Origin of the sequence: Sporolactobacillus putidus (genome assembly GCF_014647035.1) — a bacterium.
Classification (GTDB): domain Bacteria; phylum Bacillota; class Bacilli; order Bacillales; family Sporolactobacillaceae; genus Sporolactobacillus; species Sporolactobacillus putidus.
In genome coordinates this window covers 223,821-249,533 of record NZ_BMOK01000003.1, presented here as the reverse complement: position 1 = coordinate 249,533, position 25,713 = coordinate 223,821, and the positions used below count along the sequence as shown (strand labels likewise).

Below are 25,713 nucleotides of genomic sequence, written 5' to 3'. Positions count from 1 at the left end.
GTAATTGTCTTTTTATACTACATTTCTAAACTACCATAAGTTCAGCGGTGATTCAATTCATTCTTCTTTTTTGACTTCGAAAAAGCACCGAAGTGAAACAAAAATGTTTGCTTCATTTTTTTTGTTCGAGCACAATTTTAATATTTGACGGATCGCTGACAACAACCCGGCCGTTTTGCTCGCTGACCGGCGCTCCCATCGCCTTCAATCGTTCAATCGCGGCATCCCTATTGTCAGGACCTGTAAACACGAGAGTAAAATCTCTCATGCCTGCTTTTTCACCTTCCGTCACCGGAACACCCTTGCTTCTCCATGTATTAAGGCCGATGTGGTGATGGTAACCCCCCGTAGAAATAAAATCCGCCTGATCGCCAAAGTTTGCGACAAGATCAAAACCCAGTCCTTTGCAGTAAAAGCGTTCGGATGCCTTCAGATCGGCCACCTGCAAGTGGATATGCCCCATGATTGTTTGTTCGGGCATCCCTCTCCACTCTCGGCCGTCCAATTCATCCAGAATGTGATCATCGAGTGCTTCGGTGGTCATAAAGACTTTTCCATTGCTCCATTTCCACTGCTCGGATGGCCGGTCGTGATAGAGTTCGATTCCGTTCCCATCCGGATCGGCCAAGTATACTGCCTCACTGACTGCATGATCGGCTCCTCCCTGCAGCGGATATCCTTCCTTGAGCAGATGGGCCAGAATGAGTGCCAAATCGGTTCGGGAAGGAAGTAAAAGGGCGATGTGATAAAGTCCCGCGGTTCTGGGGCGCCTGGGGATGATCGAATCAGGCTGCTCAATTGTAACCAGAGGATCAGCGCCGTTTGCGGTAAAGACAATTATATTCTGCTCTTTTTTAAGAACACGCAATCCAAGTGTCTGCCTGTAGAAATCAAGAGATCGTTGCAAATTACTCACGTATAAAAAAACTTCGCTTGCGAAGGTGTTGGGATAATTGTGGAATGCCATAAGAAAAGCGCCTCTTTTTCTAAATAAAATTTATCTAATTACATTATGTAAGTAAAAGCGGCTGCTGTCCACAAATTGTTCTCGCTTCTTCACGATTTAAACTTGGCTATGAATGTCTTCTCTTAACGTTCGGGCGACATCTGAAAAAAACGGCATGATTACGCCGACATACATCATTGCTCATCCGCTGATTTGTAGTTAACGGACGCTGGTCGCGTCCGCTGAATGATTTATGGATTACGATACGGCTATTGATATGAAGTCAGGCCGTCATCAATGAGAAAGTCTGCCTCCGTTTTGTTCTGCACTTCATGAAGCGTGGCGCCCGGCTGAATTTCGACGAGCCTCATTTCATCATCCTTAAATTGAAAAACAGCAAGATCAGTGATCAGGCAATCGACAACTCCCTGTCCTGTCAGGGGAAGGGAACAGCGTTTTTTAACCTTGGATTCTCCATGCTTATTCACGTGGTCCATGATGACGATCGTCCGCCCGGCACCTTGCACAAGGTCCATAGCGCCGCCCATGCCTTTAATCATTTTCCCGGGGATCATCCAGTTTGCAAGATCCCCCTCTTCGGAAACTTCCATACCGCCCAGAATGGCAAGATCAATATGGCCTCCGCGGATCATAGCGAAAGATTCGGCACTGTCAAAATAGGACGCGCCGGGCACAACCGTTACCGTTTCTTTTCCAGCGTTGATCAAATCCGGGTCCGCCTCTCCCTCTTTTGGATAGGCACCAATACCAAGCAGACCGTTTTCAGATTGAAGCATCACGTGAACATCTTCCGGAATCCGGTCGGCGATTAATGTTGGCATACCGATGCCGAGATTGACATTCATCCCGTCCTTTATTTCCTTTAAGGCGCGTTCCAGAATAAAATGACGTTTTCCCGCCATTTAAGCCTCTCTCCTTTCTTATGCCTTTACGGTAGTCAGCTTTTCAATCCGTTTTTCATAATTTTTCCCTTCAAAAACGTACCGTACATAGACGCCCGGCGTGTGAATTCGATCCGGGTCCAGCTCGCCGATACCAACCAGCTGCTCAACTTCCGCGATGGTTGTTTTTCCTGCTCTTGCAGCCACAGGATTAAAATTACGGGCTGTTTTTCTATAGATCAGGTTACCATAAGGATCCGCCTTCCACGCCTTGACGAAAGCGAAATCTCCTGTAATCCCTTTCTCCATAATGTAGGTTCGCCCATTGAATACTTTATGCTCTTTGCCTCTGGCGATATCCGTTCCGACACCGGTTGCCGTGTAAAAGGCAGGTATTCCGGCCCCGCCTGCTCTTAAGCGTTCGGCAAGCGTTCCCTGAGGGACGAGCTCCACCTCCAGTTCCCCATTTAGGTACTGCTGCTCGAACAGCTTGTTCTCGCCGACATAAGAAGCGATCATTTTTTTTATCTGTTTTGTTTTGAGAAGCAGTCCGAGCCCCCAGTCGTCCACTCCGCAGTTGTTGCTGACGACGGTCAGATTTTTCACGCCGCTTTCGCGAAGAGCGAGAATCAGTTTTTCAGGAATACCGCATAGGCCGAACCCGCCGGCAATCAGTGTGGCGCCGTCATGGATTTCACTGACGGCATCCTCGACCGAAGAGATGACTTTGCTCATTTTTCCGTCTCCTTTTTCCATTAAATAAACAGCGAACTGCAGACAGCGATCAGAAACACAGTAACCGTTTTCAGAATCGTAATCATAAAAATGTCTTTATAGGACTGACGATGCGTCAGCCCGGTGATCGCCAGCAGCGTGATAACCGCCCCATTATGCGGCAGTGTGTCCATACCGCCCGATGCCATTGAGGCAATCCTGTGCAAGAGCTCCGGACTGATGCCCATGCTTGCGGCCGTGTGCAGATATTGTTTGCTCATGACTTCAAGAGCGATGGACAGCCCTCCTGAAGCGGATCCGGTAATACCGGAAAGCACGTTCACGGATACTGCCTCAGAAATAAGCGGGTTGCTGCTGGCGTTGAAAACATGATGCTGGATCGCGGAGAAACCGGGCAGTGTTTTGACAACATTGCCGAAACCGACTTCGGAAGCGGTGTTGAATATAGCGAGCAGCGCCCCGGAGGCTGCGAGGGTCAGACTGGCGGTCAGTTTCGTTCTTACCTGCTTCACATTCAGCAGCATCGCCGTCAGAATCCCAAGAGCAAGCGCAACAATCAGCGACCATGATGAAACCAGAGTGGCGATATTCACGATATTAAAGCTGTTCTTCAAGGTTGCGGGATCGTACCAGTTCTTGGCAGAAATCGCGGTGCGGCTGAACAGAAAGTTGCAGGTGATGACGACGATCAGCGGCAAGATGGCCAGCCAGAAATTCATCATCTTGGTTTTGTCGACTGCTTCGGGTTCATTGATATGGCCCTCTCCGTATCCTTCCCCGCTGGCAACCGCCTGCCGGCGCCGATGTTCCAGCCAGAGCATGCCACCGATAAAAACGATCAGCGCACCGATAATGCCGACAACAGGTGCCGCATAGGTGTCCGTCCCGAAATAATTGGTCGGAATAATATTCTGAATCTGAGGCGTTCCCGGCAGCGCGTCCATGGTGAATGTGAAAGCGCCAAGTGCGATCGTTCCGGGAATGAGGCGCTTCGGGATGTCCGCTTCTTTGAAAACGGCAGCGGCGAACGGATAGACGGCAAAAGCGACGACGAACAGGGAAACGCCCCCGTAAGTCAGAATGGCACAGGCCAGGACAACAGAAAGCATCGCGCGCTTTGAGCCGAGCGACCCGACAATCTTATGGGCTATGGAGGCCGCCGCTCCAGTCATTTCCATCACTTTTCCGAAGATAGCCCCGAGCAGGAAAATCGGGAAAAAGGATTTAACGTAATTGGCGGCGTTTGTCATATAAACTTCTGTGTAGCTGGGAAGCAGATGCCCACCCGACATAAGCACGGCAAGCAAGGTCACCGCTGGGGCAACAATGATAACCGGGAAGCCGCGATAAGCCAGAAAAATTAATAAACCAAGAGCAAATACGATAGCAAAGATCTGAAAAGCCATGATCATCTCCCCATTTCCGCAATTTTATAAGAGACAAAGAAAAGGAAACCGCTTACAATGTTGCGCATTCATTTTCAATGACCACTGCGAAGTGCTTGCGCAGCGACAACGCCTCTTTCTTATACAAACCTCCTCCTTATTCAAGTTTTTTTGTGAGACATTGGGACGATTTCATTTTATTTTTTTGATTTGACGATTATGTGACAATCTTGAAGGCATAATTCTTTTTATTTTTCTTATAAATTTATTAAACCGATCCGTACGTATGGATCGTTCACTGATTTCTTGACCATTAACATTTTGAGTCACATCTCTCATTTGTGCCGGGAGTGACCGATAAGGAGGATCCGGAGAGTGAAAAACAAAGTAGTGATGATTACGGGATCGGCCAGAGGAATTGGCTTTGAGATTGGCAAAGCTTTTGCGGAAAAAGGCGCGACGGTTGTTTTATCCGATATCAACGGTCCGGCAGCGGAAGAGGCGGCCCAGTCTTTACGCAGAAGAGGCTTATCCGTCAGCGCGCTAAAAGCTGATGTCACAAAAGAAGAAGATATCAGAGCCTTAATTGAACATTCGGAAAAAGCATACGGACACGTAGACACTTTCGTCAATAACGCTGGCCTTCAGCATGTTTCACCGATAGAGGAATTTCCTGTTGAAAAATTCGAACAGATGATCAAAATTATGCTGACTGCACCCTTCATTGCCATGAAATATCTCCTGCCTATCATGAAGGAGCAAAAATTCGGGAGAATCATTAATATCGCTTCGATCAACGGTTTGATCGGTTTTGCGAATAAAGCCGCTTACAATAGTGCCAAGCATGGAGTGATTGGACTTACAAAAGTGGCCGCTCTGGAAAGTGCCGCTTATGGCGTTACGGTTAACGCGCTCTGTCCGGGTTACGTTGATACAAAGCTTGTGCGCGGCCAGCTTGAAGATCTGGCAAAAATGAGAAATGTGCCGCTTGAAAGCGTCCTGGAGGAAGTCATTTATCCCCTCGTTCCGCAAAAAAGGCTTCTCGACGTAAAGGAAATTGCAAATTATGCGCTTTTTCTTGCCAGTGAAAGCGCCCGCGGTGTGACCGGACAGGCGGTTGTTTTAGACGGCGGTTATACAGCACAATAAATACGGCCCGAACCAAGTAGGTTCGGGCCGTATTTTCAAAAGTCGGACGATTGCTGTTCTTTACATTTTAAAACGTTTAATCAATTTATCCAGCTGTTGCGCGGCTTCACCCATCAATTCCGCGTCCTTGCGGAAGCTTGTCATGGTTTCGTTAACACCGTCCATTGATAGAGAAACCTCGCCGACACTCGCTGCCGATTCTTCGGAAACGGCAGCGATCGCCTCAATGGATTGCCTCATGTTCACTCCGATTTCGCTGACTTTCCGGAGACGTGTGGACATGATTTGCATTTTTTCACCGATTGTCTGCATCTGCTCGTCAATCTGGGTGAACTGACGGCCGGTCATGTCGATCTGTTCCGAGCCCTTTTCTACTTTTTCATAACTTATATTGAGCGCTTTATTGACTTCTGAAGAATCCGCCCGAATGCCGCTCATCATTCCCGAGATTTCTTTGGCCGATGCGGAAGTCTGATTGGAAAGTCGGCGAATCGATTCGGCAATCACCGAAAAGCCTTTCCCATCTTTCCCCGCTCTAACCGACTCAATTGAAGCATTAAGGGCAAGCAGGTTGGTTTGCCCCGCAATCTCTTCAATTAAACCGATCAATTTGGAGATGTTTTTCATCCGTTCTTCCAGGTGATTCATTTTTGCTAAACAATTTTGAACACTGCTATCTATAATCTTCATATTTTTGATCGATCCGTCAATCGATACTTTTCCTTTTTTTGTCACTTCAATTGCTGAGAGAGACAGATCATATATGGACACTGCCCGCGATACTTCAGCTGCCAGATCTTTCATGAAATCGCGTGTCATGTCCGAGATCCGGGAAGTATTCTCAGCCTGGCCTTCTATGCCGGCGGACAATTCCGACATCGTATGTTTGACATCCTTGCTGCTCTGTGAAACTTTGTAAGCTGAATGAATCAATTTATTGCTGTTATTTTTCGTAGTTTCAGAGAGTTTCGCCATTGACTCTGTCATCGTCAGCAGATTCGTTTTCATTTTAGTGATGGACCCGGCAATTAAGCCGAGCTCATCTCTTCCGGAAATAACCTCATCAGATTGTCTTAAATCACCTGAAGCAATCCGTTCAGTCATGTCCACGACGTGATCGAATGATTGCCTGAGCCTGCGTTGAATCAGAAAAGTTACTGTTCCGCCAAGCACAATGGAAAGGACGAGACTTGAGACAAGGAATCCGATGGCCCATTTAATCTGTGCCTGTGCATTCTCCACTGCGGTCTGCTCTTGTTTCACAACGGAGGCCCGCAGTTTCTGAAGAAGGTTCATGGTATTATCCTGAATCTTGTTTTGTTCGCTGCGGAGTTGCTTCGCTTTATTCATATCTTGCATAAGTACGGCAGGAACAAACTCATTTTGAAAATTATTATAAGTCATCGAATCGTTTCTCATAATCTGTGAAAAGATCTTCACTTGCTCCGGTGTCTTCATATAAGGTTCAATCTTCTTTTCTGCCTGAGTCAGTTTCTGCTGATCTTGTGAGTAGGCACTGACCGCCGCATCGCCGGGGTTCAGAAGATAGTCAACGACCCGAGTGTCTTTTGAAAGAAATAAAGAGCCGATCTCTGTAATCTGCACTACACGATTTCCCTGAGCCCCAGCGCTGTCCACTTTATATAGCGATAAGATAAGCAGTGCAGCCGAAGCGACGACTGAGGCAAACGTCAAAACGAGTACAACGCCAAGATTCACAAGATACTTCTGTCCGATCCTTAAATTACGCCACCGCAAGTTTTCCAATCGTTCATGATCCATGTCGATCCTCCCGTAATTCCAACAAATATCCAAAAATACATTAACAAGTATCAAACGAAACAATCACTCAATCAAGTCTAATCATGTAAAGTTATTGTAAATTCTTCTTAATTAATGATTGGGAAGAGCATTTTGATTTTGCGGATGTTCTTTTTTCCTGATCTCTCTCAAACTTTTTCGGAGAGTAAAAGTGTAAATGAAGTCTATCTTTCTCCTTTCCGATCATAGATTGTTAAAGACGGCACGTACACGCCTGATGATTGGAGGGACAAGCTTGAAACAAATCACACAGCAAAAATATCCATCACTCTTTCACGAAATCTTCTCTCGCTATCTCTTTCTCCTTGTCTTAGTTTATGGGCTCGCGGTTCTGATTGTTGCCGGACAAGTAAAAATCGGTTTTATTGATGATACGCTTCAGAAGGTCGATTTGCCTGCAGAAATTCTGCTTCCTGAGACATTCGGCAATGAAAATGCTTTATTCAGTCACGCCATCCTGCCCAAGGATCGCCCGAGAAGTATCTATCCTCTCATGCTGGAAGCCATGACAAACCTTCGTTTCGACGACATTCGCAGTCTTTTCGGTTCGGAACTGCCGGGGTTCACGATCTATAACGCAAAGATATTCAGCGCCGGAAAAGGGCTTAATTATATGAATCTGCCTCAGGATTCTCCTCCCCCTCCGCAAATGAATCTGCCAGCGCCGAAACCGGCTGCTCCGGCAAAAAAACAGGCGAATCCGAATCCTCAGACCAATCCGATGAAAAAAATGGTATTCCTTTATCATACGCACAGCTGGGAATCCTACAAACCGGCACTTGCCGGCCAGAGCAATGCGTCCGGCGCCGTCAGTGCCGATCCAGGCCTGGACGTTATCCATGACGGTACGGTGATCGGACAGGAACTTGCTGCGAACGGTATCGGATATGTCCATGACATGAGCAACAAAAATGTGATGCTTCAGCAGCGGGGCTGGAATTACAATGAGGCTTACCAATACTCGAGGATCATCACTCAGGCTGCCATGAAACAGAATCCGGGCATGACCTATCTAATCGATATTCACCGCGATTCATCCGCCGGGTCAATCACTACCTTGTCGTTGAACCATGTCTCCTATGCAAGAATCAGTTTCATCATTGGTGAAGACAATCCGAACTATTCCGCGAACCTGTATCTGGCGAAACAGATCAAATCTTTGCTGGACCAGCGTTACCCGGGCCTCGTCCTCGGTATTATCGGCAAGACCAAGTATTCCGGGGACGGTGTATACAATCAGGATCTGTCGAAAAATGCCCTGCTGATCGAAGTGGGCGGCGTCGATAATACACTTGCTGAAGTGGACTGCAGTTCAAAAGCGTTTGCTGACGCATTGAGCGCCTATATTAAAAAATCAAATCATTAAAAATGTAAAAAAAGTTGCTTTTTTTAGCACCTGGTATTAATATTTGGTTATATAAAACAACCTGTGCCTTCCGACCGGATTCGTCCGTTTGCCGAAAAACAGGCCATTGAACTAAGGAGAGGTGTGAGCCGTCTATGGAACTGAATGATTTGATTGCTCCGGAATTTTATAATCTGACAAGCGAAATTGATCGTTACGATTCTGATAAAATCGCCTTGCGCTGGGAAAACGAAACAGGTGAAAAGAAATCGGTGACTTATCACGAATTGATTGAGAAAGGAAAACGTTTTGCCAACGTTCTGACCGGCCTGGGCATCAACAAGGGAGACCGGGTGATGGCCATCGTCCCCCGGATCATCGATGCCTATGTGATCTATCTGGGTGCGCTCCGGGCCGGAATCGCCGTTATTCCCGGTTCGGAAATGCTGCGCGCGGCAGATATTGCCTACCGAATCAATCAGGGTGAGGCGAAAGCAATCATCGCCTACCGTGATTACACTGCTCAGGTTGAACAGATAAAGGAACCCATGCCGTCCCTTCAGCATAAAATTTGTGTCGGAGGCGCGGCTGAAGGCTGGCTGTCGATGAATGAACTGATTCGCGGAGCTTCTGAGGATTTTACAACTGTTGAAACGCGCAGAGACGACATCGCTTTTCTGACCTATACATCCGGAACAGCAGGCACGCCGAAAGGTGTCGTACACAATCACGGCTGGGCTTTCGCGCATCTGAGAATCGCACCCCATCGCTGGCTGGATATTCAAGAAGGGGATACCGTCTGGGCAACGGCGGGACCGGGGTGGCAAAAGTGGATCTGGAGCCCCTTCCTCTCCATTCTCGGGCTGGGTGTTACGGGAATTGTGTATCAGGGGCGCTTCCATCCCGCGAAACAGCTTCAGCTGCTTCAGGACTATAAGGTAAACGTACTCTGCTGCACGCCGACGGAATACCGCCTGATGGCAAAGGTGGATCATCTTGATCGTTACGATCTTTCCCATCTCCATACAGCTTGTTCGGCCGGTGAAGCGCTGAACAGCGGTGTCATCGACATTTTTAAAAAGACGTTCGGCATTGAGCTTAAAGACGGCTACGGACAGACAGAGAGCACACTTCTGATCGGGACAATGGTTGATACCGAAGTCCGCCAGGGCTCCATGGGCCAGCCGATTCTTGCCGATTTTATCACGATTGTGGATGAGGAAGGCCATCCGGTTCCTGAAGGGGTTGTCGGCAACATTGCCGTACGCCGGGATTTTCCGGCGCTGCTGCGGACCTACTACCATCAGCCGGATCGTTACAAGGCCGCTGTGATCGGCGATTATTTTCTGACCGGAGACCGGGCATCCAGAGACAAGGACAACTATTTCTGGTTCCATGGCCGGCGCGATGATGTCATTATCAGTTCCGGGTATACGATCGGACCGGTGGAAGTCGAAGACACGCTGCTTAAGCATGCCGCCGTCAAGGACTGTGCCGTCGTCGCAAGCCCTCATCCGATCCGCGGCAATATCGTTAAAGCGTTTGTCGTTCTGAAGGACGGATACACCGGAAGCCAATCTCTAGCCAAAGAACTTCAGGCCTTTGTCAAAAACGAAACAGCCCCTTACAAATATCCAAGGGAACTTGAATTCGTCACGGATCTTCCGAAAACCGTATCTGGCAAAATAAAGAGAGCCGCCCTCAGGGATCTTGAAATTCGCAGAGCACGCGAAAAAGGAATCAGAGTCTGAATCTCTGAAAGATGATTAAGCCGCCTCTTCACTTTTTGAAGAAGCGGCTTATTTGCGTCTTAAAAGGCAAAAAAGAATCTGTTATGGTGTTGGCTCTAATACATTTTTGCCAGTCGCCAGCAGGTTAAGGTGAACACTCGCGTTCAACGACCATGATCAGTTTTTTTAATTGGTCAATACTTTGAGTTAGGGACAGTGAATAATAACGCTGCGTTCCCTTCTGTTCGATCTTCACCAGCCGATGATCCGACAGGATTTTTAAATGATGGGATATGGCCGGCCGGGACAGAGACGACTGCCCCGCGATTTCATTGACGCTGAGCGGCTCTCTCTCAGCGAGCAGAATAATAATATCCTGCCGGACCGGGTCGCCCAAGGCTTGAAACAGCGGAATGCACTTTCGAAACACATTAATCGCGTGGTCGGACATGTCTTTCTTAATCCCCCTCTTCTGAAAAAGGAATTGGGAACGATCACTTTTCTTCTGTTACATATTTTGCCGCTTTTGCCGCCCAGCTGCTTGGTAAAAGTTTGGCTGCGATCGTACCAAAACGGTTCATTCCTCCGGCGACGACGATGCGCTTCCCGTTCATCAATGCCCTATATCCCATTCCGGCAACAACCCCGGGGTCCATAGTCCGGCTGAACATTCTTGTGCCTTCCGCTTTAGCAACCGCTCCGAAACGGGTTTGTGTCGGTCCCGGGCAAAGCGCTGTAACGGTCACTTCAGTCCCCCCCAGTTCTTCTGCGAGCGCTTCTGAAAGGGAAAGAACATAGGCCTTGGTGGCAAAATAAACGGCCATACACGGACCGGGCTGAAAAGCGGCTGTGCTGGCCACATTCAGAATCCGGCCGCCCTTTTGCCTCATTCCGGGCAGAACGTAATAGGTCAGTTCCGTCAGTGCGGCGACGTTCAATTGAATCATCTGCAATTGCTGCTGAATGTCCAATTTGTCGAAAGCGCCCAGCAAACCGAATCCCGCATTATTGACGAGAACATCGATATGAAGACCCTCTCTGCCGATTTCTTCAAAAATGTCTTTCGCCGCACCCGGAACACTAAGATCCTTTGCAATATAGTGAACGTCTGTACTTGTAAATGTTTCTTTTATTTCGTCAAGCTTCTTCGCATTTCTTGCAACGAGTACGAGGTTGTAGCCATCCGCTGCAAACAGTTTGACAAATTCATAGCCCAAACCGCTTGTAGCCCCGGTGATCAATGCTGTTTTTGTCATATGTATCCCCACTCTTTGTTTAAATGTTTAAACATATAATAATTAATGTTTCATCACCTGTCAATTTTTAAGGAAAAACTTGACGAAGCCAAGTTTCAGAAGCAGGCTGAGACTTATACTAAATTCCGCTAATCTGTTTATGCTTTCATATTTGTAAAATAGAGGCTGTCCGTAAAGATTATCCGCAAGTAACTTTCGATGCGATCCGGTTGCTCGCTTTCCGCGGGCGATCCGGGAGCCTTCTCGCTTGACACACATGCGCTGCGGGGTCTCCTCTGGCTGTTCCTGCAGGAGCCCGCGCACCTGCGCGCTTCATTCATAACTTACGCTTCAGATGCTTTATTAGTTTATTAAAAGGGTGTCTCACGTCAAATTGACTTTTGAGACACCCTCGGGAACTCAGGTTATTCATCCTGCACCTGCACTTAGAAGCAAGGCATTTTCCGTTAATTGTCGATTACATTTGTAAACGGGGTCAGCGGCATCCAGTTGGAAAGAAGAAAGCCAAAGGCGACCGTGCACAGGATCAGAGCCAGGAAATACAGATCATAACGGCTCCAGCCGATCTCGTAATAGTAGGTCCGAGTTTCGGTCATGGAGAAGCGTTTGGCCTCCATGGCAACAGCCGTCCGCTGAGCGCGGCGGATCGACTGAGCAAGCATCGTCAAGGCATAACGTTTTGTCCGATCGTACAGGGCGCGTACACCCTTTTTCCGGGTCATGCCGCGGACGACCATCGCCTGCCTGACATGTACGAACTCTTCCGACATCATCGGAAGCATCCGGAACGCCGCCAGACAGCCGTAAGCATATCTGACCGGAACCTTGAGCTGCTGCATGAGTGAATAGAAAAACGGAACAGGCAGAGTTGTTGAAGCCATGATCATTCCGATGATGCTGAAGATAAATGTTCTCAGACCAATCAGAATGCCCCGGGCAAGACCTTCCTCAGTAATCTCAATCAAATACCAGTGGAACAGGACATGCGTGCCCTGCCCGAACAGGATCATCGCTCCCGCGCTGAACATCGATACGATCAGGGTGAGCAGCACAATCCAGAAGGAAAACCGTCCCGAGAAACCATTCACGAGTAAAAAGAGGACGATGAAAAGAACAGTGGCCCAAATCATGCTGTTTAAGTTATGCACAACCAGGTAAACAACGAAAAGAGAAACACTGATTAAGAATTTAAAGGAAGGATTGATTTTGAAAAACAGCCTGTCCGTGTTCGTCCAAAGCGTGACCATTCACTCCCCCCTTTCCGTCATTGTCCGGCACCTGCAGGAAGTCCTCGACAAGCCGCCCTTTTTCGATTCGCAGAACACGCGTCGCAAAATGGCGGACAACTTCCATTTCATGGGTAATCATCAGTACGGTGGTCCCCTTCTGTCTCAGCTTCTGGAATAAATCCAACAAGGCAAATGTGTTGCGAGCATCCTGCCCGAAGGTCGGTTCGTCCAGAATAACTGCTTTTGGATTATCAATCAAAGAGGAGGCGACACTCAGTCTCCTTTTCTGACCGACGGAGAGCTGAAAAGGGTGCTGCAGCCGCTGGTTCGAAAGCGAAAACTGGGTAAGCGTCTGATCCACGCGTTCGTTGATTTCGTCCCTGTTTCTTTTTTTCAGAACGAGATTGAACCCCAGTTCATCATCCACCCGGTCGGTCACAAATTGATATTCCGGATTTTGGAACACAAAAGCGACCTCATCGGCAGGATTTTTGAGATGCCAGTGTACTTTTCCGCGATGGCGGACCAGTCCCATGATGCCTTCGACCATTGTACTTTTTCCTGCGCCGTTTTCTCCGATAATCGCGACCCACTCGCCCTCGTGAATGATCAGGTGGGAAAGTGAAAATTTAACTTGCCTGTCGCGGAAGACATGAAAATCGTCCAATTCAAGCAGCGGTTTTGCGGCCATGGAATTTTTCGAATGATTGCCGGGATTTTTTTTTTCGAAAGCGTGCCAGACCCCCGGATACCAAATGCCATAATCATCCAGTTCCTTTTTGTGATGATGAAGCACGTCGGATTTTGGCCCGTCCGCAATGATCCGTCCGCTGTCATCAAAAAGCACGATCCGTTCAACAAAGTCAAGCACCTGATCGATCTTGTGTTCAACAATCAGAACCGTACGGTCCTTGCCGATGCGCTGCACCGTCTGCCAAAGCTGCTCAGTTCCCGCTGGATCCAGCAATGCCGTCGGTTCGTCAAGAAAAAGGATATCAGGCTCTAGGGCCAGTATACTGGCTGTCGCAAGCCGCTGTTTCATCCCTCCAGAGAGCGAGCTGATCAGCTGATGGGGATTTGCGAACGAGAGACCGGCCATTTGCAGATAATGACGAATCAGTCGGGCCATGTCTTCTCTTGGAATACGCCTGTTCTCAAGAACGAATGCGATTTCCTCATCGGCATAGGGCATACAGAACTGCGTATCCGGATCCTGAAAAATAAACCCCCAGCTTTCCGGAACGGACAGCTTGTCAGTTTTCATCGGCAGCTCAATACTTTTCGGAACGAGTCCCGACAATACCTGAAGAAGCGTTGATTTCCCGCTTCCGGACGGACCAAGCAGTAAAATTTTTTCTCCTTTTTGATAGTGAAACGTCAAATCCTTGAAAAACATGTTTTGTTTTTTGGGGAAAGCCAGACGCAGGTTCGTGACCCCCCACCGATCCGGATTACTTTTTAAGGACATCATAGTCATCCTTCGTTACCGGACGAACGAGATTGGTCACACCCATCTTCTCCAGGGCCTTAACGAGCACATCGGAAAATGCTCCGCCCAGCAAGGCGCCCCCAATGAGACGGAAAATGATGCTCAAAGTCAGGTTCCATCCGGCAAGATCCGCCAGATAGCCATAGAACAGATCGATAATAAATGAACCGAGTGCTGCCGCGACGCCGGAAAGCACCGAAACAGTGATTGTGAATTTCTGGTAGCGCCAGGCGGCAAAAATGGCTTCAGAGAACAGTCCCTGAACGATTCCATAATAAAAATTAATGATTCCGCCGCTTCCTCCGAAAAGCACTTCGGCCATTGAGGCGGCAACTTCGGCAAGCAGTGCCACACCTGGTTTCCGTATCAGCAGGGCTGCAAAAGGACCGGCGATAAACCAGATGCCGTAAAGGAGTGCGTCGAGATGCAGACCGAGCGGCTGCAATACATTATACACAGGCTCCAAGACCCGGAAAACCAGTCCGAATACCAAGGCAACTACAATCGTGACCAGAATATCCGTCAAATTCAGTTTGCTATTCTTACTTTTTTTCATGTAACTCTCCCCTGTCTGCGTTCATCCCCTATTTTCTAAAAGAGCGTATCCTCGGGCCGGAAGAATTCAAAAGCACAAAAAACCGCTTTCTCGTATACAAAAGAAAGCGGCAGCTGCCTGAAGAACTTCAAAACCACTTTCCTACGCTGGTATTATCCAGATCAGGTCCAAGGGTCAGGGCCATGCCCTTCTCAGCGAAATGCTCCCCTAGTGGACAAACGCTATTCATTTAACACTTTAACCATACTACGCCTCCAAATAATGGTCAAGATAGAACGTTCAATTAATCGTCATAAAGTGTTGTTTCATGAGCGGGAATGAAAATATTTTTCACTATTTTAGAAAAACAGGTTTAGCGGCCATACAAATCGGGAATAGAAAACCATACCGTCATTGACATAAAGCAGTGAAAGGAGGGAAAAAATTTTTCGAATGCCGCGAACCGTCCTTCGTTTAAGTCGAAAAACCAGAAAATAAAATTTGAGGTGATGTGAGTGAAAACGATTCGATTAAATGAAACGATCCGTTTCGGAGAAAATGAGCCTTTCGTTCTGATTGCCGGTCCCTGCGTGATCGAAAGCGAAGATCTCGTCCTGAAAACAGCGGACGCAATCAAAAAAGTTACCGATCATCTCGGTATCCCCTTCGTATTTAAAGCCTCATATGACAAAGCCAACCGTTCGTCGATCTATTCCAGGCGCGGTCCGGGTCTGGAAAAGGGACTCGAAATTCTGAGCAAAGTCAAAGAAAAAATCGGAGTTCCTCTTACATCGGATATTCATGAAGCCAATCAGGCGTCTCCCGCAGGTGACGTGCTCGATATATTACAAATTCCCGCGTTTCTCTGTCGCCAGACCGATTTACTGGTCGCTGCAGCGCAAACCGGGAAAATCATCAATGTAAAAAAAGGCCAGTTCCTCGCGCCATGGGACATGAAAAATGTCATTACAAAACTTGAGGAAGCCGGTAATACGAACATCATGCTGACCGAGCGCGGTGCATCGTTCGGTTACAATAATCTCGTCGTCGATATGCGCTCGCTTCCGACGATGCGTTCGTATGGTTACCCGGTGATCTTTGACGCCACGCATAGTGTTCAGATTCCCGGCGGAAACGGCACATCGACGGGTGGAAAACGCGAATTTGTCCCCTATCTATCACGTGCCGCCGTGGCGGCTGGAGTGGATGCCGTTTTTATGGAAGTGCATCCGGATCCGGATCAGGCATGGTCTGACGGACCGAACATGGTGAAACTTGAAAATCTGGAAGAAACGTTGAAACCGCTCCGGGAAATCGATGCCATCGTCCGCAACCTTAACGCAGTGGAACACGTTTAATACAAGGGGAGGTTTGTCTATGAACCCGAACACTGAGAGAGGCAGAATCAACTATGTCATTGAAACGCGTCTGAAAAATACCGAAGCGTACATGGATTCGTTCAAGAGGACATTTGATACGGAAATCCGCGAAGTGCTGAAACTGAAAAAAAGGATTGACCCGAAGACGATTCAGGAAGTGATCAGTCTGATCCTGAATTGCAGAGGCCGCGTTGTGATTACCGGGATGGGCAAGTCCGGAATCATCGGGAGGAAAATATCTTCGACGCTTGCCAGCACGGGCACACCTTCGTTCTTTCTTCATCCCGCGGAAGGACTGCACGGAGATCTGGGCAGGATTACGAGAAACGATATCGTTTTTGCGATTTCCAACAGCGGTGAGACGCAGGAAGTGCTGCGGATTCTTCCATCGGTCCGGCGCATCGGTGCAAAACTCATCTCTATTACAGGGAATGCCCGCTCCACTCTTGCCAGGCTTTCCAATGTGTCCATTGATACCGGAGCTATTGAAGAAGCATGTCCGCTCGGTCTCGCACCGACATCGACAACAACGGCGACGCTCATACTGGGTGATGCCCTAGCTGTCGCTTTGCTGGACGTCCGCGATTTCAAGCCTGAAGATTTTGCCGTTTTCCATCCTGGAGGCTCTCTTGGCCAAAAGCTGCTGTTGACGGTCAAGGGCGTCATTCGCACCATCAGCAGAACACATCCGGTCGCTCATCAAAACGCCAAGGTAAAGGAAGTGCTGTTCCGAATGACCGACAGCGGGATCGGCGCGGTCTCCATTGTTGATGAAGAAAATCGGCTGATCGGCATCCTGACCGATGGCGACATTCGGAAAGCCTTGTCGAACGGCAACATTTCATGGGATCAGACCATCAGTGAGATTTACACAACCGATCCGTATTATGTGACGACAGACCAGTTGGCCGCTGAAGCCCTGCATTTAATGGAAGAAAAGGATATCAACGTCCTTCCTGTCGTGAGCTCCGGAGAGAGCGAGCCGATCGCCATCATCCGAATTCAGGATCTGACACGGATCGGCCTTTAATCGTCAAGCATCTTAGTCGATCATTTCGCAGAATGAATCGAAGAGAGGTTCGGTCCGCGAGACAATCGACACAGCCGTCTTAAGGCTATGGATTAAAAGTCAGTGCCGCTGCATGCATTCCGGTATTCAGATTGCCCCGGGCGAAAGCCGCGGGGTTATTTTGCGTCCTGAATGACGGATAATATTTGCGACTCCCGCCAATTCTAATAGAAAGCCACTTCATGGAAACGGAGAATCACCAATGACTGTTTCTTCGCGCTTGTTGCAAATCTCTATTCTGACCGGATTAGTCCTGGTTTCCTGTCTCTCGATATCAAACGAGGTTACGGCCCAACCCTTTCCAACGAAAATCATCGTAACGGAGCGGAATCCGGACTTCCGATCACTGGTCGCAACCTCGGATCTTATTGTTTATGCGCACCTTGATGTCAGGATCAACAAATGGGAGACGGGAAGAACCCTGCCTCCAAACCGGAGACTGGTCAATTCGAGACAGGAGATTCACATTCTGAACACGTACAGAGGAACGGCTCCCTCTCCCGCCTATCTTCTGACAACGGGTGTCGAGCCGCTTCCACGGCCCGACGATCCAATGAATGCGCTCTATACAGGTCCTCTTGCAGACGGGGACTACGTCCTCTTTCTGAAAGAATACGGTGATAAGCGCTATTATACACTGAATGGCGGATTCAGCGCCGTCTACCCCGTCTATGGCGGGAAAATCATCGCTCTTTATGAAGGGTTTAAAGAACTGGATGGTCAATCGCTTGAGGAACTGAAAAGTACTATCCGTCGCTAGCGTCGATGGCCGCAGGCCGCACTTTACTTTTTGGTCGTTATATTGTCTCCCCCGTCCTTCACTAGGAAGGAATAAAAAAGAGAGACAAGCCATAAATTGATAGAAAACAAAGCCGCGAGGAGGGCAAATTATGGAGAAGATGACCACAACACCGATTCATGAAAAACAGAGGGAATGGTCCGGACGCTTAAAACAGTTTGCCGGAAGGATGGAATGGCTGCCTGCAGAAAGATCTTTTGAAACGATTGCTTCTATTATGTACTGGATCATGATCCTTTTTGGTGTTCCCTATTTCTTGTTCGTGCTGGGGTCTTTCATTCATATGAATGGCTGATCAGAATCCGGAAAAATCCCTGTCTTGCTCAATTTGTCCGAGGATATTTTCCAAAACGTAATCAACAGCTTTAATCGTTTCAATAAAGCGGCGCCTGCGTGTATCTGTCTGAAATGCAGTAACGCAGACAATCGCCAGGTTATCGTACGTATCTTTTATTTGTATTGGAAAGACGTATTTCGGTTTTTTGCTGCTCACCCAGTCCTCAGCAAGAGGCCGCCAAGCATCGATCAGCAGCTGTACACGGTCGGCGAACGGCTTCACTTCGCCGTAGAAATCGTTTTTGTAACCCGGCCGGCTCGTCCGACTCACAAATTGCTCATACGCTTCCCGGTTTTTTTCTTTCAATTCGGCGGTCAGCTGCTTCAGCCGGCTGCTCTCTTCTTCTCTCATTTTACGTCACCTCTAAAAAAATCCGCCCCTATCAGTGTACCATGGGTTCTGAAGAAAAACATTTCCCGTGCATCATTAACCTTGGCTGCCGTTTATTCTCTTTAAGGAGCTGCCATTTGCGACTCCGGCAGCGCCGTCTTGGCTGTTGCTTTAAAGAAGGCATCCAAATTTTTTTCGAGACTTTCAACCGAACGATTCATACACGCCATTTCACTGCCGATCCGGAGCAGTTTCCCGCGGCAATTGCTGAACTGTTCTCCGATCATTTCCTCGGTTTTTCGAACCAATTTATTGTCCAACTGCTCCAGTTCCATTAACAGGAAGTCCATTTTATAATCAAACACCTGTGCCGACAACCCTTTTCGTGTATCAACCACTCTAAACCTGCTCATTGGTTAACCTTCTTTCCCGCTGTATTGCTTAGATTTTCTAGAGGAGATTATGGAAACCCTGCTTGTCCGACAGAACTCGAACAACTCCGGCAAAACTAGTGAAGATCTGTCCGGATATTATAAATTTGTCAAAATATCCGGCCAATCATGGGGAATACATGTTTGTTTGTGCACAAATCATCACACGACCGGCGTTCATTTTGGTATACTGTGGTAAAGATATTACAATTTGTTATCAAGAAATATTGGAAAAGTTTCACGAGTTTTTGGAAAGGAGTCTTTATCATTTGACATTATTTTATCCGAACGGACAGCCATATAGAGAATCGGGGAACCGTGCGGAGCATATGCCGCCGGGATCAGTCGTCTATGGCCATCGCGGTATGACCCTTGAAGAGGATCTGAATGCGACCAATCAGTACTACAGAGACGCAGACCGGGCCATCATCTATAAAAAACCGACACCTGTTCAGATCGTTCATGTCGACTATCCCAAACGCAGCGCCGCAAAAATAACCGAAGCCTATTTTCGCAAAGCCTCGACAACGGACTATAATGGAGTCTACAAAGGAAAATACATCGATTTTGAAGCAAAAGAAACCACACACGCCAATTATATTCCTTTAAAGAACTTTCACAGCCATCAGGTCGAGCATATGGAGCGGATCAAGCGGCACGGAGGAATCGGTTTTATTATCGTCAGGTTCACTCAGACCGATGAAGTATACTTATTGGACGCGGGAAATCTGGCTGAAAGCTGGAACGCCTCGCAGCGTAAAGGCGGCCGCAAGTCGATGCCGAAAACGCTGTTTCAAAAAAAAGGATTTCTCATTCCGCAAAATTATTTGCCGCGAATTGATTACCTTCGCGTCGTTAATGATGTATACTTTTAAGCTGGTCATAATCTCCCGGTTCGCTCGAATAATATGAAGCGTAATACCCATGGGACAGGCTTTCCGGAAAGGTAGGATTTTTAACATGGTTGAATATCACTCGCGCATGGAGAGACGGCGGTCAGCTGAAATGGAAAAGCTGAAGGCAAATGAGTCTCAAACACAAAATAGGAAAAAATCTTCGAAGGGAGGAGGCAAAAAAAGACGATGGTTTAAGCGCATCCTGCTCATTTTGTCTCTTGTTTTCTTATTTTTACTTTTGGCCGGTGCGGTTACCGTGCTTGCGGTAATCAAAAATGCTCCGCCGCTGAATGCAGATGCACTCCGCAATCAGGTATCATCCGTCATTTATGATCAGAACGGCAATAAAGCAACAAATGTGGATACCGGCCAGAACAGGATGTACACGAGTATCAATTCGATTCCGCTTGTGGTACAGGATGCCTTTATCTCTACAGAAGATGTCCGCTTCTACCAGCATTTCGGGATCGATCCGATCCGTATTCTTGGGGCGACTGTTGCCCAGTTTACCAACGGCTATAAATCGGAGGGCGGAAGCACAATCACGCAACAAGTTGTGCGCAATGCCCTGCTCACTCAGAATAAAACATTTACAAGAAAGATTCAGGAAGCTTATCTGGCGGTTCAGCTGGAAAAAAAATATACTAAAAAGCAAATTCTTGAAATGTACTTGAACAACATTTATTTGGGCGAGGGCCCTACTTACGGTGTGGCGGCTGCATCAGAAAGATTCTTCGGGCGCCCCATTCAGAATGTCACCCTGGAGCAGGCCGCAATGCTCGCAGGAATGACGCAGAATCCGGGCTACTATGATCCGATTCTTCATCCTGTTCAGGCAAAAGCGCGACGCGACCTGGTTCTCGACCTCATGGCCAAGTACAACGCCATTACACCGGCTCAGGCCGCAAAAGCCAAGAGCGTTCCAATGAAAGAAATGACTAAAGATCATCATGACATTCCGGTCAGCAACAGACAATACAGTTCTTTTGTGGACTATGTCCGTAAAGCGCTTGTCAACGACCAAAAGATCGTCACCGATAAACAATTTGATTCGGGCGGTCTTAAAATTTACACGACACTCGATCCCGCCATTCAGCAGCAGACGGAAGATATCCTAAACAACAGCAATAACTTTCCCAATGTCCAGAAAAATTTTCAAGCCGGTGTGGCCGTGATCGATACTCAGACGGGGGCAATCCGTGCGCTCGGCGGCGGGCGAAACTATCAATATCTCAATACAAACTGGTCATATATTAATACTGGCAGTATCGGCTCAACCGCTAAACCCATTATGGATTATGGCCCCGCGATTGAATATCTGAACTGGGCGACCGATCATCAGGTGGATGATACAAAAACCTATTACACACAAGCAGGCTCGCAGGGAGTCTCCGTCTCCGACTGGGACGGACAATACATGGGCAAAATGACAATGCGCCGGGCGCTGGCTTTATCCCGGAATGCTCCTGCAGTTCAGACGATGCAGACTTTGCTCAACATGCCAAACGGTGTTTCGAATGTCCGCTCGTTTGCGAACAATCTGGGATTTAATTTTAAAAGTATTTATCAATCTTACGCGATCGGGCCGTTCTTCTCCTCGCCTCTGCAGATGTCGGGAGCTTACGCTGCGTTTGGAAACAGCGGTGTCTATAACCAGCCCTACGCCGTAACAAAAGTTGTCTTTCCGGACGGTGAAGTCATTAATCTTGATCATACACGGCATGTGGCGATGCACGATTATACAGCTTATATGGTTACCGATATGCTGAAGAGCGTTATGACTTCCGGAACCGGAACAACTGCGAATATACCGGGCGTTCCGCTCGCAGGTAAGACAGGGACACAAAACATCGACGACAAATACGCACAGCAGTACCAGATTTCACCGTATAACCAGAGTCACGGCGCGCTTGATGCGTGGTTTGTCGGCTATACAAGCAGGCTGACTGCGGCCGTCTGGACCGGATACGACGTCAATCAGAACAAGCCAAGCGATCCAAATTACGGAACTTATCTTGGTCCCAATGAACAACGGTACGCTCAGATTATTTTCCGTGACATTATGAGCGGCTTTATGCCGGGAACGCCGGACTTTACACGGCCGAGTTCCGTTGTTAATATCGGTGGCGAACTTGCGATCAAAAATTCAAGCGAGGCTTTGAACTATCTGACACGGCAGCAGCAGAATCAGCCGCCCCAAAATACAAATAATAATAGTTCGAGCAGCTCAAGCAGTTCATCCAGCTCAAGCAGCTCGGTAAGTTCGAGCAGTTCCAGCAGCTCGAACAGTTCAAGCAGCCAGGGCGGATCGGACGGGTCTTCCCCTTCAGGTTCTCAAGGCGGAGCTCCGATCACTCCGGTACCCGGGAATCCGAATCAAGGAAATCCACCAAAAACTAATCAAAATCAGAACAATGGTCCTTCTCAGAACGGACAATAAAACCGCAGAGGCTGTCCAAGAGTTGTTATTCAAGGATCAGCTGGATTCTCAAATTTTAATTGATCATTGTTGATGAAATAAAAAGAAGGCGTCTCATAGTCGAAATATCTATGAGACGCCTTCTTTATTCTTTTTTCTTAGAAAAATAAACGGCAAGTTTTTTCTTCAGCTCTTCTTCCAACTGATTCAGCTGTATGAACGAAAGATAATGATCGGGCTGTTTTATGATATAGGAAAGCCTTCCCTCAATGTTAAGCGGGGCATACGGCAGGCTTTTTATTTTTGCCATCAGATGACTCGGCGACAAGGTCTCCACCGGTTTCCCGGATGACCAAATGGCCAGATCGATAAAAAGTGCCAGCGACTGAATCATCGGTTTCCCGGCCCGTTTTCGGTCGCGCTTTCGGAACGCCTCGGCGATTTCACTGCGCCTGTCGGAACAGTTATTATTGAATTCCTGAGGGGATTGCTCCCACGGCCATGAAGAAAGTGCTGAAGGCTTTTCGATAAACAAGATGTCATAAAAGAAAGGCAGCTCCGTTCCGGCCATAACGATGTCGGAGAATGTGATTTGATCCTGTTTTCTATAAAACGGAGGAAAGCAAAAAGCTGCGGGTACTTCAAGCATCGTTTCGCTCCTGTGCAACAGCAAGATCTCCTCCCTTCATTCGCTTCCGTCCTTCCCTGCAGAGATCAAGCAGTGGACATTCCGGACATTTAGGAGCCTGTGCTTTACAGTGATAACGGCCGAAAAAGATCAGGCGATGATGCGTTTCCGACCACTTCTCACGCGGTACCCGTCGCATCAGCGTTTTTTCAACTTCAAGAACGCTGTCTTTCCAGCGGCAGATGCCAAGCCGTTTCGTCACGCGTTCGACGTGCGTATCGACGGCAAGCGCCGGCTCTCCAAACGCGACGGACACAATCACATTGGCCGTCTTGCGGCCGATTCCGGGAAGCTTGATCAGTTCCTCACGATTTCGGGGAAGCTCCCCGTCATAATCCTCAATCAACCGTTCGCACATCTGCCGGATGTGTTTCGCTTTATTGCGATAAAGCCCGATCGACCGTATATCATTTTGCAGTTCTTCCAACGGGACGGAAAGATAGTCTTCCGGTGTATGATACTTCTCAAAAAGACCCGGCGTGACACGATTGACCAAGGCGTCGGTGCACTGGGCCGACAGCATGACGGCGATCGCCAGTTCAAAGGGATTCCGGTGATTCAACTCGCAATGCGCATTCGGGAACATCTCCCCGATGGTCTCAAGCGCGAAGTCAATCTGGCTCTGATTCAGAATGGACTCCACCCCCTCTCAGCCTTTATCCAGCCAGTCATAGGCAGGCATTTTCGGTTTTTTTGGATTCTCATTTCCTCTTCCTTGCCTCGGCAGCTGTTGATGGCGTCTGATATTCTCGCCATGCTCCTTCGCCTGAGTCAGCGTTTTTATTCCATTCTTCTTCCAGTCAAACAGGATCCGATCGATATAACGGAAATTCAGTTTGCCTGAAACAACGGCTTCACGGAGCGCGGCTTTGATCAGCTGCGGTGAATGGTGATCTTCATCCATCCACATGGCCAGAGATTCACACTCAATCGGCGAGAGCGGACGGCCGAATTCATGTTCAAAAATTGTATAAAGCGCTTTTTCACTCTCCTTTTCTGAAGCCTCGCTCTCCTTTCCATAGGCATAGTTCAGCAGCTTGTCCCAGAGCGGCAGAAGAGAATAGGCTTCAGAGTAAATCTGATTTTCCGTTTTCTGAACAATGGACAGGAACCCATGCTGGATTAGCCGGCGAAGCATGTCGGCACACGCCGTCTCATCAAGAGTCATCCTTTGGGCCAAGTCATCAAAAGTGGGAAAATCATCACCTTTTATAATAAAAGAATGAACCTGAATCAGTATCATGCATTCCTGTTCATCCAGTCCGATCGCGTGATAATGCTCAATAAGCAAAGCCGGAATATTGATATCGCCTTTCATCAGAAGATTCAGCATGAACTTTTTATCCATATTCGACACCTCACGGACCATTATATCATGATTAAAATGAAAAAAAATGAATCCGGCACAGCTTTGACAGGACAATGGTAAGTCCGCCCGGTGTTAGAGACTCATCTTAGCAAAAAAAAAAACGGTGAAAAAATCGTCTGTGATTTTTCCACCGGTCCGTCTGTCATTAGGCTGTCTGATCACGGGTAAATTCGGTTAAGCAATCTCGGGAACGGGATCGCCTCGCGGATGTGTTCAAGTCCGCAAATCCAGGCAATCGCCCGCTCCAATCCCAACCCGAAACCTGAATGCGGTACGGAGCCGTATTTACGAAGTTCCAGATACCATTCATAGGACGGATCCGTCAGATGGAACTGTCTGTAACGCTCCTCCATCAGTTCGAGGTCGTCGATACGCTGGCTGCCTCCGATGATTTCCCCGTAGCCTTCCGGAGCGAGAAGATCGGCACACAGAACGACTTCCTCGCGGCCGGGGACAGGCTTCATATAAAACGCTTTAACCTCTGTCGGATATTCCGTAACGAAAACCGGAACTTCAAAACGCTCGGCAATCGCCGTTTCATGCGGAGAGCCGAAGTCATCGCCCCATTCGATATCGTCAAAACCTTGTTCTTTTAAAAATTCAATCGCCTGATCATACGTGATTCTCGGGAATGGCGCCTTGATTTTTTCGAGTTTCGATGTGTCTCGGCCGATTGTCTTTAGTTCGGGCTGACAATTTTTCAGCACTTCCTGAACAATGTATGCGACGTAATTTTCCTGAACCTTCAGATTTTCTTCATGATCAACGAAGGCCATTTCCGGTTCAATCATCCAGAATTCGATCAGATGGCGTCGTGTCTTGGATTTTTCCGCCCGGAAAGCCGGTCCGAAAGAAAACACTTTTCCGAAGGCCATCGCCGCGGCTTCCATATAAAGCTGGCCGCTCTGCGACAGATAGGCATCACGGTCAAAATATTTCGTATGGAACAGATCGGTTGTCCCCTCAGCAGAGCTGCCGGTCAATATTGGCGGATCAACTTTGATAAAGCCGTGATCATTAAAAAAGTCATACGTCGCTTTAATGACCATGTTGCGGATTCTTAGAATCGCATGCTGGCGGCTTGATCTTAGCCAAAGATGGCGATGATCCATCAGAAATTCGACACCATGTTCCTTCGGCGTAATCGGGTAATCATTCGCAATCTGAATGGGTTCAACAGAGGAGACGGTGAGCTCAAATCCTGAAGGAGCGCGCTTGTCTTCGCGAACCGTTCCTGTGACGTACAATGAACTTTCCTGGGTCAGCTCTCTGGCTTCTTCCCAATCTTTTTCACTCACCTCATTTTTCAGGATGACACCCTGAATGTACCCAGTTCCGTCCCGAAGTTCGAGAAATTGAATTTTCCCGCTGGACCGTTTATTTGCAAGCCATGCTCCGATTGTAACCTCCCGGCCAACATAATTTTTTACTTCAGCAATCGTTGCTTTCATTTTCTTAAAGACCCCCATGGTTT

General features: G+C 48.0%; 25 protein-coding genes and 1 riboswitch. Of the genes, 9 read left to right on the top strand and 16 right to left on the bottom strand.

Annotated features, from left to right (window positions below):
- Positions 1–112: 112 nt before the first annotated feature.
- The 4 genes from IEX81_RS05340 to IEX81_RS05325 form a co-directional block, all read right to left on the bottom strand.
- The gene (locus tag IEX81_RS05340; protein ID WP_188802029.1) at positions 113–967 is read right to left on the bottom strand and encodes a VOC family protein; all 855 of its coding nucleotides are present in this window, start codon (positions 965–967) and stop codon (positions 113–115) included.
- 248 nt (positions 968–1,215) lie between these two features.
- Positions 1,216–1,869, bottom strand: a complete 654-nt coding sequence (locus IEX81_RS05335; protein WP_188802028.1) for a 3-oxoacid CoA-transferase subunit B — start codon at positions 1,867–1,869, stop codon at positions 1,216–1,218.
- A gap of 18 nt (positions 1,870–1,887) precedes the next feature.
- On the bottom strand, positions 1,888–2,583 hold the full coding sequence (locus tag IEX81_RS05330; RefSeq protein WP_188802027.1) for a CoA transferase subunit A: 696 nt from the start codon (positions 2,581–2,583) through the stop codon (positions 1,888–1,890).
- Between the two features lie 20 nt (positions 2,584–2,603).
- The gene (locus IEX81_RS05325; protein ID WP_188802026.1) at positions 2,604–3,989 is read right to left on the bottom strand and encodes a GntP family permease; all 1,386 of its coding nucleotides are present in this window, start codon (positions 3,987–3,989) and stop codon (positions 2,604–2,606) included.
- Between the two features lie 354 nt (positions 3,990–4,343).
- On the opposite strand from IEX81_RS05325, the gene IEX81_RS05320 reads away from it, so the two are divergent.
- Positions 4,344–5,117 carry a 3-hydroxybutyrate dehydrogenase gene (locus tag IEX81_RS05320; RefSeq protein ID WP_188802025.1) on the top strand — a complete coding sequence of 258 codons (774 nt, stop codon included), beginning with the start codon at positions 4,344–4,346 and terminating at the stop codon, positions 5,115–5,117.
- 60 nt (positions 5,118–5,177) lie between these two features.
- On the opposite strand, the gene IEX81_RS05315 is transcribed toward IEX81_RS05320, so the two are convergent.
- Entirely contained in the window at positions 5,178–6,899 is a 1,722-nt protein-coding gene (locus IEX81_RS05315; RefSeq protein ID WP_188802024.1) for a methyl-accepting chemotaxis protein, read from the bottom strand.
- 274 nt (positions 6,900–7,173) lie between these two features.
- On the opposite strand from IEX81_RS05315, the gene spoIIP reads away from it, so the two are divergent.
- Together spoIIP and mbcS are read left to right on the top strand one after the other, a co-directional pair.
- Entirely contained in the window at positions 7,174–8,304 is a 1,131-nt protein-coding gene (gene spoIIP / locus IEX81_RS05310; protein ID WP_229727482.1) for a stage II sporulation protein P, read from the top strand.
- Between the two features lie 134 nt (positions 8,305–8,438).
- A complete protein-coding gene (gene mbcS, locus IEX81_RS05305; RefSeq protein WP_188802023.1) occupies positions 8,439–10,034 on the top strand; it encodes an acyl-CoA synthetase MbcS in 1,596 nt (531 codons plus the stop codon).
- Between the two features lie 124 nt (positions 10,035–10,158).
- On the opposite strand, the gene IEX81_RS05300 is transcribed toward mbcS, so the two are convergent.
- The 5 genes from IEX81_RS05300 to IEX81_RS05280 all read right to left on the bottom strand — a co-directional run bounded on the left by IEX81_RS05300 (position 10,159) and on the right by IEX81_RS05280 (position 14,543).
- On the bottom strand, positions 10,159–10,464 hold the full coding sequence (locus tag IEX81_RS05300) for an ArsR/SmtB family transcription factor (protein ID WP_188802022.1): 306 nt from the start codon (positions 10,462–10,464) through the stop codon (positions 10,159–10,161).
- A 43-nt stretch (positions 10,465–10,507) separates the two neighbouring features.
- Positions 10,508–11,269: an SDR family NAD(P)-dependent oxidoreductase gene (locus IEX81_RS05295; RefSeq protein ID WP_188802021.1), complete on the bottom strand. Its 762-nt coding sequence runs from the start codon at positions 11,267–11,269 to the stop codon at positions 10,508–10,510.
- 446 nt (positions 11,270–11,715) lie between these two features.
- Positions 11,716–12,516: an energy-coupling factor transporter transmembrane component T family protein gene (locus tag IEX81_RS05290; protein ID WP_188802020.1), complete on the bottom strand. Its 801-nt coding sequence runs from the start codon at positions 12,514–12,516 to the stop codon at positions 11,716–11,718.
- Entirely contained in the window at positions 12,458–13,966 is a 1,509-nt protein-coding gene (locus IEX81_RS05285) for an ABC transporter ATP-binding protein (protein WP_188802019.1), read from the bottom strand. Before IEX81_RS05285 ends, IEX81_RS05290 begins: the two co-directional genes overlap by 59 nt.
- The gene (locus IEX81_RS05280; RefSeq protein ID WP_188802018.1) at positions 13,950–14,543 is read right to left on the bottom strand and encodes an ECF transporter S component; all 594 of its coding nucleotides are present in this window, start codon (positions 14,541–14,543) and stop codon (positions 13,950–13,952) included. The genes IEX81_RS05285 and IEX81_RS05280 overlap by 17 nt, the downstream gene beginning before the upstream one ends.
- Positions 14,544–14,664: 121 nt before the next feature.
- Positions 14,665–14,762, bottom strand: a riboswitch (TPP riboswitch).
- A 275-nt stretch (positions 14,763–15,037) separates the two neighbouring features.
- Here IEX81_RS05280 and kdsA point away from each other — a divergent pair.
- The 4 genes from kdsA (at position 15,038) to IEX81_RS05260 (ending at position 18,064) form a co-directional block, all read left to right on the top strand.
- Positions 15,038–15,880 carry a 3-deoxy-8-phosphooctulonate synthase gene (gene kdsA / locus IEX81_RS05275; RefSeq protein WP_188802017.1) on the top strand — a complete coding sequence of 281 codons (843 nt, stop codon included), beginning with the start codon at positions 15,038–15,040 and terminating at the stop codon, positions 15,878–15,880.
- 19 nt (positions 15,881–15,899) lie between these two features.
- Positions 15,900–16,931 (top strand): KpsF/GutQ family sugar-phosphate isomerase, encoded by a 1,032-nt coding sequence (locus IEX81_RS05270; RefSeq protein ID WP_188802016.1) that lies wholly within the window; start codon positions 15,900–15,902, stop codon positions 16,929–16,931.
- Between the two features lie 241 nt (positions 16,932–17,172).
- Positions 17,173–17,730 carry a hypothetical protein gene (locus IEX81_RS05265; protein ID WP_188802015.1) on the top strand — a complete coding sequence of 186 codons (558 nt, stop codon included), beginning with the start codon at positions 17,173–17,175 and terminating at the stop codon, positions 17,728–17,730.
- Between the two features lie 130 nt (positions 17,731–17,860).
- Positions 17,861–18,064, top strand: a complete 204-nt coding sequence (locus IEX81_RS05260; RefSeq protein WP_188802014.1) for a hypothetical protein — start codon at positions 17,861–17,863, stop codon at positions 18,062–18,064.
- Here the strand turns inward: IEX81_RS05260 and IEX81_RS05255 are convergent, their stop codons facing one another.
- Positions 18,065–18,457, bottom strand: coding sequence for a YppE family protein (locus IEX81_RS05255; protein WP_188802013.1), 393 nt, complete (start codon positions 18,455–18,457; stop codon positions 18,065–18,067).
- A gap of 101 nt (positions 18,458–18,558) precedes the next feature.
- Positions 18,559–18,849, bottom strand: coding sequence for a hypothetical protein (locus tag IEX81_RS05250; protein WP_188802012.1), 291 nt, complete (start codon positions 18,847–18,849; stop codon positions 18,559–18,561).
- 287 nt (positions 18,850–19,136) lie between these two features.
- On the opposite strand from IEX81_RS05250, the gene recU reads away from it, so the two are divergent.
- Together recU and IEX81_RS05240 are read left to right on the top strand one after the other, a co-directional pair.
- Positions 19,137–19,742 (top strand): Holliday junction resolvase RecU, encoded by a 606-nt coding sequence (recU, locus tag IEX81_RS05245; RefSeq protein ID WP_188802011.1) that lies wholly within the window; start codon positions 19,137–19,139, stop codon positions 19,740–19,742.
- Between the two features lie 130 nt (positions 19,743–19,872).
- Positions 19,873–22,203, top strand: coding sequence for a transglycosylase domain-containing protein (locus tag IEX81_RS05240; protein WP_229727481.1), 2,331 nt, complete (start codon positions 19,873–19,875; stop codon positions 22,201–22,203).
- 124 nt (positions 22,204–22,327) lie between these two features.
- Here IEX81_RS05240 and IEX81_RS05235 read toward each other — a convergent pair whose 3' ends face one another.
- From IEX81_RS05235 to asnS, 4 genes are all read right to left on the bottom strand, one after another.
- Entirely contained in the window at positions 22,328–22,849 is a 522-nt protein-coding gene (locus tag IEX81_RS05235; RefSeq protein ID WP_188802009.1) for a YpoC family protein, read from the bottom strand.
- The gene (nth, locus tag IEX81_RS05230; protein WP_188802105.1) at positions 22,824–23,504 is read right to left on the bottom strand and encodes an endonuclease III; all 681 of its coding nucleotides are present in this window, start codon (positions 23,502–23,504) and stop codon (positions 22,824–22,826) included. The genes IEX81_RS05235 and nth overlap by 26 nt, the downstream gene beginning before the upstream one ends.
- A 15-nt stretch (positions 23,505–23,519) precedes the next feature.
- A complete protein-coding gene (locus tag IEX81_RS05225; protein ID WP_188802008.1) occupies positions 23,520–24,218 on the bottom strand; it encodes a DnaD domain-containing protein in 699 nt (232 codons plus the stop codon).
- 179 nt (positions 24,219–24,397) lie between these two features.
- Positions 24,398–25,690 (bottom strand): asparagine--tRNA ligase, encoded by a 1,293-nt coding sequence (asnS, locus tag IEX81_RS05220; RefSeq protein ID WP_188802007.1) that lies wholly within the window; start codon positions 25,688–25,690, stop codon positions 24,398–24,400.
- Between the last annotated feature and the right edge of the window lie 23 nt (positions 25,691–25,713).